Annotated in this window: 5 protein-coding genes; 1 reads left to right on the top strand and 4 read right to left on the bottom strand. The window is 57.8% G+C overall.

Annotation, left to right across the window (positions count from 1 at the left end):
• The 4 genes from D8U60_RS21090 to D8U60_RS21070 form a co-directional block, all read right to left on the bottom strand.
• Positions 1 to 223, bottom strand: a 223-nt coding sequence (locus D8U60_RS21090) for a hypothetical protein (RefSeq protein WP_206663314.1), incomplete at its 3' end; no start/stop codon positions are given.
• Between the two features lie 746 nt (positions 224 to 969).
• Entirely contained in the window at positions 970 to 2235 is a 1266-nt protein-coding gene (locus D8U60_RS21080) for a sel1 repeat family protein (RefSeq protein ID WP_130900849.1), read from the bottom strand.
• A gap of 266 nt (positions 2236 to 2501) precedes the next feature.
• Complete coding sequence (locus D8U60_RS21075; RefSeq protein ID WP_130900848.1) at positions 2502 to 3674, bottom strand: cystathionine gamma-synthase; 1173 nt, start codon at positions 3672 to 3674, stop codon at positions 2502 to 2504.
• Positions 3671 to 5047: a pyridoxal-phosphate dependent enzyme gene (locus tag D8U60_RS21070; RefSeq protein WP_130900847.1), complete on the bottom strand. Its 1377-nt coding sequence runs from the start codon at positions 5045 to 5047 to the stop codon at positions 3671 to 3673. Before D8U60_RS21070 ends, D8U60_RS21075 begins: the two co-directional genes overlap by 4 nt.
• Positions 5048 to 5411: 364 nt before the next feature.
• Between D8U60_RS21070 and metE the strand changes: the two genes are divergently transcribed.
• Positions 5412 to 7700 carry a 5-methyltetrahydropteroyltriglutamate--homocysteine S-methyltransferase gene (gene metE / locus D8U60_RS21065; RefSeq protein WP_130900846.1) on the top strand — a complete coding sequence of 763 codons (2289 nt, stop codon included), beginning with the start codon at positions 5412 to 5414 and terminating at the stop codon, positions 7698 to 7700.
• Positions 7701 to 8063: the final 363 nt, after the last annotated feature.

Raw genomic sequence — 8063 nt, 5'->3', positions numbered from 1 at the left:
GCGCCGGCACCGACACGATCAGCACCATCGGCAGCCACCGCGCCGGCACCGACACGATCAGCGCCATCGGCAGCCACCGCGCCCGCGCCGACACGATCAGCGCCATCGGCAGCCACTGCGCCCGCGCCGACACGATCAGCACCATCGGCAGCCACCGCGCCGGCGCCGACACGATCAGCGCCATCGGCAGCCACCGCTCCGGCGCCAACATGATCAGCCCCATCCGAAGCCAACGCCTGCGGTTGCGCTGCCCACACACTCGGCACTGCGACGCTGGCAGCTACCGCAAGAAGCACGCCTGACAACAACTTGTATTTCATGGTTTTCTCCACGACCCAGCAGCCAGAAAGCGATGAGATGTCGTCCGTTGCGTATGCCCGGCGAAGTGACTCATTGGCTTGGGTTTTACCTGGTTGGCGAAAGGCACGGGCACACCGAGCGGCGTGCGGGTGTCGAGATAATCCTGATCGAGCCGATTGAGTATAGGATCGGCCTCGGGAACTGCCACGGCGGGGAGATCGACGGACAAAAAAAGACGAAGCCCGCATTGCGCGGGCTTCTTCGTGCGGAGCTGTTTACATTCTTGCCAGCGCCTGAGCCAGGTCGGCGTGCAAGTCTTCAACGTCCTCAACCCCAACTGACAACCGCACTGATCAGAGCCTTCAGCCACGACGTAGTTGAGCAATTCGCCAATCAACCACAGGCGTTCGACTCACTGGCTCGGCTCAAGCTAATTGGTGAGTGCAGGTCGAAGGCCGGAAAAGTTTGGGATTGAAGCCCGAAAGGGTGAAACGGGCCGGCTGTTTGGCCTGGCTCAACGCGCACCGCGAAAGTCCGGCCCGCAGGGAACGTCAGATGGCAGGATCGGCAGTAAGCCATCACTGATCGCATGCGACCATTGCAACGATGGCCTCAGCGACTTGAAGCACGAAGCTTGACACCTGTTTCCGGTCCCGCTGGCCGCTGAGATTAAACGCCTTCAATCGGGTGAGTGACCTTCCATTTTTCGGCAAAAGCTTTGCCTTGCTCGATTTGTTCGGGTGTCATTTTTTTAGAATATTTTTCTAATCTTTCCCGATCATACTCTTTATCAGACTCATCATTATCTAAGCCTGCTAAAAGCAACGTGAGGCCATAAGCCTTCACCATATCAAATGGAAAGCCATAGTAATTTGGATTACTTGCATACTCTCGAGCAAGCAAAACGATACCATTGCTGTCACCCACCTTCGCAGATTCCTCTAGCCAATATCGGGAAATTGATAGATCTCCGTTATATTCATAAATAGAGGCTGCATAGGCAATCATTGCTTTTGGATAGCCATTTTCAGCCGCTCGCTTATACCACTTGTTGATTTCCTTGCGGCGCTGCCCAAACCACCAAAAAAATCCATCACCAGCTGAATAACTCTCGGCAAGCTGATATTGTGCGAATGGGTACCCTCCCTCTGCTGATTTAATCAGCATATTAAAGTCAGAATTGCCTACGTATAACAAGTAGGCAGCTTCCATGTCACCGGAAGCAATTTTTTCTCGCGCAATCTTCTCAAATTCTGATTTCCACTCGCGCTGAGTTTTATCTCCCTTCGGGCAGTTCTCAACGATGGTGCATAATTTATCTCCATCATCAAGAGCCAGACGTAGTAGGGAGTTAAAATTTCCTTGATTAGCAGAATGTACTAGCCATTCGCGCGTATCTTCCACCCTGTGGTTTTTTGCATAACGAAGCTCATCCTGTAGATGAAACCACTCTCCTACAACATCCGACTTGGCTACCCAATCATTTAGTTCGCCTAGTTGTTGCAAATCATTTGAGGCAAATTTCTCCATTAAAGTTTTTCTGTACTCTCGATCCCATTCACCTCGGCTTTTTTCCCCTTCGGGACAAAATGCAGCAATAACACACAGCTTGACGTTGTGAGACAACTGATATAGGGAGAATAAATTGCCTTGATTAGCAGAAGCCACGAACCACTTTACAGATTCTTTCGAGTCTAGCGCTTTATTAAGTTCCAGTTGGCGAAGTTGTTGCGCCAGATAAAATTGTGCTTCTGCATCGCCAGCCTCAGCGGCAATGCGCAATTCACGCTCTGCATTTTTTTCTTGTTTATATAGTGAAATGCCGCGTTCCTTGGCTGCCTGCTGCTCCTGTGAAAGCAGTGCCGATGCGGTGACTGAGTTAAATAAAAAAAGTAAACTTAAAATCGATTTGATTAGATTTTTATAATGATTCATTTTCTTCCCTGTGTAATTAACAAGCGAGCGCCGTATTCCATATGCTGTTTGACACCAAGATGCGAAATGAGGTGGGCGAATGTTACGACACTTGTGTTGTCGAGTTTGCGCAGCAGCACGGAGCTCTTCATTCGGCAGACTTGATGCCATTTTCAAAAAGACTTGTATGACAATAAAAACGAGAGATCGAAAGGCCACAGGTGGTTTTCCCCGTGTGGCGAGGGGATTTATCCCCGTTGGGCTGCGATGCAGCCCCCTTCAAAGAGTCACATCTTAGCCAAAGCCTGTGCCAAGTCTTCCCGCAGATCCTCAACATCCTCAACTCCCACCGACAACCGCACCAGCCCATCGCCAATACCAAGCTTGGCGCGCGTCTCCGGTGGAATGGTCGCATGCGTCATGATCGCCGGATGTTCGATCAGGCTCTCCACGCCACCCAGACTTTCCGCCAACGCAAAGATCTTCACGTTCTCCAAAAACCGCCGCGCACCGGCCAGGTCGCTGTTCAGGTCAACAGAAATCATCCCGCCAAAACCACGCATCTGCCGCTTGGCCAGTTCGTGCTGCGGGTGCGACTCAAGGCCTGGATAGTAGACGCGCTTGACCTGCGGCTGCTGCTCGAGCCACTGCGCCAGGTCCAGGGCGTTGCTGCAATGGCGCTCCATGCGCAGCGCCAGGGTTTTCACCCCGCGCAGGGTGAGGAACGCATCGAACGGCCCGGAAATCGCGCCGACGGCGTTTTGCAGGAAGCCGAGTTTTTCCGCCAGTTCGGCGTTCTGCCCGACCACGGCAATGCCGCCGATCACGTCGGAGTGGCCGTTGAGGTATTTGGTGGTCGAGTGCAGGACGATGTCGAAACCCAACTCCAGTGGGCGCTGGATGTAGGGGCTGGCGAAGGTGTTGTCGGCCACGCAGATGATCCCGCGCGCGCGGCAGATGCGCGCGATGGCGGCCAGATCCGACAAGCTCAGCAGCGGGTTGGTCGGGGTTTCGACCATGACCATGCGCGTGTCGTCCTGCAGCGAGGCTTCGAACGCCGACAGATCGGTCAGGTCGACGAAGCTGAAATGGTGCCCGGCGCTGCGCTGGCGGACCTTGTCGAACAGGCGGAATGTGCCGCCGTACAAGTCATTGCCGGAGACGATGTGTGAGCCGGCGTCGAGCAGTTCCAGCACCGTGGAAATCGCCGCCAGCCCTGAGGCGAAGGCAAAGGCGCGGGTGCCGCCTTCCAGATCCGCGACGCAGCGCTCCAGAGCAAAACGCGTCGGGTTGTGCGAGCGGCCGTAGTCGAACCCCTTGTGCACGCCGGGGCTGTCTTGCAGGTAGGTGGAGTTGGCGTAGATCGGCGGCATCAGCGCGCCGGTGGTCGGGTCCGGCTCTTGCCCGGCGTGGATCACCCGGGTGGCGAAGCCTTGGGATTTATCGTCGTGCTGACTCATGCAAGGGATCTCCGTAATTGGTTGAGCATGTCGGTGCGGGTGATCAGGCCATGGAAGCCGGAGGCGTCGGCGATGATCGCGACGAGGCCACGGCTGAGCACCGATTCCAGCTCGGCCAGGCTCGCAGCCGGGGCGAGGGTTTGCAGTTTGTCGGTCATCACACTCGACACCGACTGGCTGAAACGTGCGGCATCTTCGTGGACGCCGAGGAGGATGTCGGACTCGTCGATCACGCCCACTAGTTGTTTGCCTTCGACCAGCACCGGCAGTTGCGAAACGTCCGCCAGACGCATGCGCTGGAAGGCCGTGAGCAGGGTGTCGTCCGGGCCGACGCTGATCACCCGGCCGTCCTCGAAACGCCGTGCAATCAAATCGCGCAGATCGCCGTAGCCCTTGCGCTGCAACAGGCCCTGATCGGTCATCCACTGGTCGTTGTAGACCTTCGACAGGTAGCGCGTGCCGGTGTCGCAGACAAAGCTGACCACGCGTTTCGGCTCGGTCTGCTCGCGGCAATAACGCAGCGCGGCAGCGAACAGGGTGCCGGTCGATGAGCCGCCGAGAATGCCCTCGGCCTTGAGCAACTGGCGGGCATGATCGAAGCTTTCTGCATCGCTGATCGAATAGGCGTGGCGCACGCTGGACAGGTCGGTGATCGACGGAATGAAGTCTTCGCCGATACCCTCGACCGCCCACGAACCGGGCGTCGGCAAGGTGCCGTCGCGGCTGTATTGCGCCATCACCGAGCCGACCGGATCGGCGAGGACCATTTCCAGATTCGGCTGCACGCGCTTGAAGAAGCGACTCAATCCGGTCAACGTGCCGGCCGATCCGACGCCGACGACAATGGCATCCAGATCATGTTCGGTCTGCGCCCAGATTTCCGGTGCGGTGCTGCATTCATGGGCCAGCGGGTTGGCGGGATTGTTGAATTGGTCGGCGAAAAACGCGCCGGGAATGTCCTTGGCCAAACGCGCGGCGACGTCCTGGTAATACTCGGGATGGCCCTTGCCGACGTCAGAACGAGTGATGTGCACTTCGGCGCCCATGGCCTTCAAGTGCAGGACTTTCTCGGTGGACATCTTGTCCGGCACCACCAGCACCACACGATAGCCTTTGGCCCGGCCGACCAGCGCCAGACCCAGACCGGTATTGCCGGCAGTGGCCTCGACAATCGTCCCGCCCGGTTGCAGGCGACCGTCACGTTCGGCAGCGTCGATCATCGCCAGACCGATACGGTCCTTGATCGAGCCGCCGGGGTTCTGCGATTCAAGTTTGAGAAACAGCGTGCACGGTCCGGTATCGAAGCGGGTGACCTGCACCAGCGGAGTATTGCCTATCAGCCCAAGCACGGCAGGGCGTGATTCCTTCGACATTTCTTCACCTCTTTATGGTGTTGATCGCGTTCCAATCGCGGGGAAAAGACTCGCGTGCAACTTAGGCGCAGACATCCTCTCTCGCAACCTCTAATCCTTGGAAAATCCAGCCATTTGGATCTAAAGATAGAACGAAAACTGGCATGTTGCCCTGAGGTTTCTGATCGTTCCCACGCTCCGCGTGGGACTGCAGCCGGGGACGCTCTGCGTCCCTACGGTCTGAAGATCGCAGCCTTCGGCAGCTCCTACAGGGGCTTTTGTGCATGAGTAGAACTTGTGATGATCTAGAATTTATTGAGTTTGTTTCATCAGGTCCGGTTCCCGACAATACCCGCCATCGAATAAGCATCTGGAGTTGTTTGTCATGGCACTGGCCCATTCCCTTGGATTTCCGCGCATCGGTCGCGACCGCGAACTGAAGAAAGCGCAAGAGGCGTTCTGGAAAGGAGAACTGAACGAGGCGGGCCTGCGTGACGTCGGGCGTGAGCTGCGCAAGGTCCATTGGAACTTGCAGAAAAACGCCGGCATCGACTTGCTGCCGGTTGGCGATTTCGCTTGGTACGACCAGGTGCTTACCCACTCGCTGATGTTCGGCGTGATCCCCGAGCGCTTCCGCCCGCATGACGGCAAAGCTACGCTGCAAACCTTGTTCAGCATGGCCCGAGGCGTCAGCAATGCTTGCTGCGGCGAAGGCCACGCTCAGGAAATGACCAAATGGTTCGACACCAACTATCACTACCTCGTACCGGAATTCAGTGTCGACCAGCACTTCCAGTTGGGTTGGGAGCAGCTGTTTGAAGAAACCGAAGAGGCCCGTGCGCTGGGGCACAACGTCAAACCGGTGATCATCGGTCCGCTGACCTATCTGTGGCTGGGTAAAACCAAAGGCGCCGACTTCGACAAGCTCGATTTGCTTGACCGCCTGCTGCCGCTGTACGGCCAGATCTTCGCGCGGCTGGCGGCATTGGGTGTGGAGTGGGTGCAGATCGATGAGCCGATTCTGGTGCTCGATTTGCCGCAGGACTGGAAGAATGCCTTCGAGCGCGCCTACAACCAGATCCAGCGCGATCCGCTGAAAAAACTGCTCGCCACGTACTTCGGTGGTCTGGAAGAAAACCTCGGTCTGGCGGCGAACCTGCCGGTCGATGGCCTGCACATCGATCTGGTGCGCGCGCCGGATCAGTACCCGACCATTCTGGATCGTCTGCCGGCTTATAAGGTGCTGTCGTTGGGTGTGGTCAACGGTCGGAACGTCTGGCGCTGCGATCTGCAAAACGCGCTGGCGACGCTGCGTCATGCCCATGAGCGTCTGGGTGATCGCTTGTGGGTGGCGCCGTCCTGTTCATTGCTGCACAGCCCGGTTGATCTGGGCCGGGAAGACCAGCTCGATGCCGAACTGAAAAGCTGGCTGGCGTTTGCCGTGCAGAAGTGCGAAGAGGTCGCCGTGCTCGCCCAAGCGGTCAGCGAGCCGGAAGCGCCACAGGTACTGCGCGCCCTGGCGCAAAGTCGTTCGGTACAAACCAGCCGCGCCGCCTCGCCGCGCATTCACAAACCTGAGGTGCAAACGCGGGTCGCGGCGATCACTGCCAAGGATGCGCAACGCCAATCGCCGTTTGCTCAGCGTATTGCCAAACAGCGCGGCAAGCTCGACCTGCCGTTATTTCCGACCACCACCATTGGTTCATTTCCGCAGACGGCGGCGATCCGTCTGGCGCGTCAGGCTTACAAGCAAGGCAAGCTCAGCGCGGCCGATTACACCGATGCGATGCACACGGAGATTCGCCACGCGGTGGAAATTCAAGAGCGCCTCGGCCTGGATGTGCTGGTGCACGGTGAGGCCGAGCGCAACGACATGGTCGAATACTTCGCCGAACAGCTCGACGGCTATGCCTTCACCCGCTTTGGCTGGGTGCAGAGCTACGGTTCGCGCTGCGTCAAGCCAGCGGTGATCTTCGGTGACCTGAGCCGCCCGCAAGCGATGACGGTCGAGTGGATCTGCTACGCCCAGGGCCTCACCGACAAGGTCATGAAAGGCATGCTGACCGGCCCGGTGACCATGCTGATGTGGTCCTTCGCCCGCGAAGACGTCAGCCGCGAGGTGCAGGCTCGACAGCTGGCGCTGGCCATTCGTGACGAAGTGAATGATCTGGAAGCGGCAGGAATCAAAATCGTCCAGATCGACGAAGCGGCGTTCCGTGAAGGCTTGCCGTTACGCCGGGCGCAGTGGCCGGCGTATCTGCACTGGGCGAGCGAAGCGTTCCGCCTGTGCGCCTCCGGCGTGCGCGACGAAACGCAAATTCACACGCACATGTGCTACAGCGAATTCAACGATGTGATCGAGTCGATCGCGGCGATGGATGCCGATGTCATCACTATCGAAACCTCACGGTCGGACATGGAACTGCTCGAAGCGTTTGAAGCGTTCGCCTACCCGAACGACATCGGCCCGGGCGTCTACGATATTCACTCGCCACGGATTCCCGATGTCTCGGAAATGATTGGCTTGCTGCGCAAGGCGGCGCAGCGTATTCCGGTTGAGCGGCTATGGGTCAATCCGGATTGCGGGCTGAAAACCCGAGGCTGGCCAGAGACCGAAGCGGCGCTGGTGCACATGGTCAGCGCCGCACGGCAACTGCGCAAAGAGTGGGCCTGACCCTTTACCGCCCTGGAATACATAACCCTGTGGGAGCGAACCTGCTCGCGAAAGCGGTGTGTCAGTCGACACCATGTTGGATGACCTGACGCCTTCGCGAGCAGGCTCGCTCACACAGAATTCGCGTTCCCCCTGTCATTCACGGCAACACACAAATCCTTTGTGGGAGCGAGCTTGCTCGCGAAAGCGGTGTGTCAGTCGACACCATGTTGGATGACCTGACGCCTTCGCGAGCAGGCTCGCTCACACAGAATTCGCGTTCCCCCTGTCATTCACGGCAACACACAAATCCTTTGTGGGAGCGAGCTTGCTCGCGAAAGCGGTGTGTCAGTCGACACCATGTTGGATGACCTGACGCCTTCG

Source organism: Pseudomonas sp. Sample_11 (assembly GCF_004307505.1).
Classification (GTDB): domain Bacteria; phylum Pseudomonadota; class Gammaproteobacteria; order Pseudomonadales; family Pseudomonadaceae; genus Aquipseudomonas; species Aquipseudomonas atacamensis.
Note: the sequence above shows the minus strand (reverse complement) of the source record. Positions and strands in the feature narration are given on the sequence as shown.

Coding starts and splice junctions, on each gene's coding strand:
- D8U60_RS21080 (WP_130900849.1), bottom strand. CDS start 2,235: ATGAATCATTATAAAAATCTAATCAAATCGATTTTAAGTTTACTTTTT.
- D8U60_RS21075 (WP_130900848.1), bottom strand. CDS start 3,674: ATGAGTCAGCACGACGATAAATCCCAAGGCTTCGCCACCCGGGTGATC.
- D8U60_RS21070 (WP_130900847.1), bottom strand. CDS start 5,047: ATGTCGAAGGAATCACGCCCTGCCGTGCTTGGGCTGATAGGCAATACT.
- metE (WP_130900846.1), top strand. CDS start 5,412: ATGGCACTGGCCCATTCCCTTGGATTTCCGCGCATCGGTCGCGACCGC.